1 pseudogene is annotated in these 768 nt (G+C 82.3%); it reads right to left on the reverse strand.

The features are described 5' to 3' along the window. Positions 1–289: pseudogene (locus tag GUY61_RS39480) on the reverse strand (hypothetical protein); the annotation flags it as partial. Positions 290–768: the final 479 nt, after the last annotated feature.

Consider the following 768-nt stretch of genomic DNA (forward strand, 5'->3'; position numbering starts at 1 on the left):
GGCGGACCCCGCAGAGCAGCCCCGCGCCGGGGCCGCCGCGGGGCCCGAAGCGGCGGCCGACTCCCGGGACGGGCTCGGAGCCCGTCCCGACGACGCCCCTGCCCGCGTCCCCAATGCCGGGGCCGGGCGCGGGGCCGGCCCGGCTGCGGCCGGGGAGGAGCCGGGCGGCGGAGCGGCAGAAACCACGGTGGCGGACCATCACGGCCCGGACGCGGAGCCGGTGCACGGCGCCGGTGCCCGGGGCACGGCGGGTGCCGACCGGGAGGCGCGGCCGGAGGCCGGCAGCCACTCCGCGCGGTCCGAAGCCGCGGCCGGGAACGCCGCGTCGCCGTCTGCGGAGCTCGGGCAGATGCCCGACGGGGACCGGCCGAGCGATGCGGGAGGCAGTGCGGCGGCTGACGCGGGACCCGGCGCCGAGACCGGGCAACCGGGACCGACCGCGCTCGGGCCGACAAGCCCCGGGGACCCTGGGGACACGTCCGCAGCCGGTTCCGGAGCCAGCGATTCCGCCGGCGATGCGGTCCCGGCGGGGGCCGCGGGGGCCGGCCGGGACGAGTCGGTTGTCCGGACCCTGCCCGCGGCGGCGCCCCGCAGGCCGCGGCGGCGGACGGTCCTCGCCGGGGCCGCCGCCGTGGCGGTCGTGGCGTCCGTCGCGCTGGCCGTCGGGCAGCTCGCCGGAACGGGCGGGCAGGGAGACACCGGAAGCCGTCGCGCGGCCGGTGCCGACCGGCCCGTCTCCGTCGCCCCGTCCGCCTCCCCCTCCCTCTC

The sequence above is a fragment of the Streptomyces sp. GC420 genome, assembly GCF_009916105.1.
In the GTDB taxonomy this organism is placed as follows: domain Bacteria; phylum Actinomycetota; class Actinomycetes; order Streptomycetales; family Streptomycetaceae; genus Streptomyces.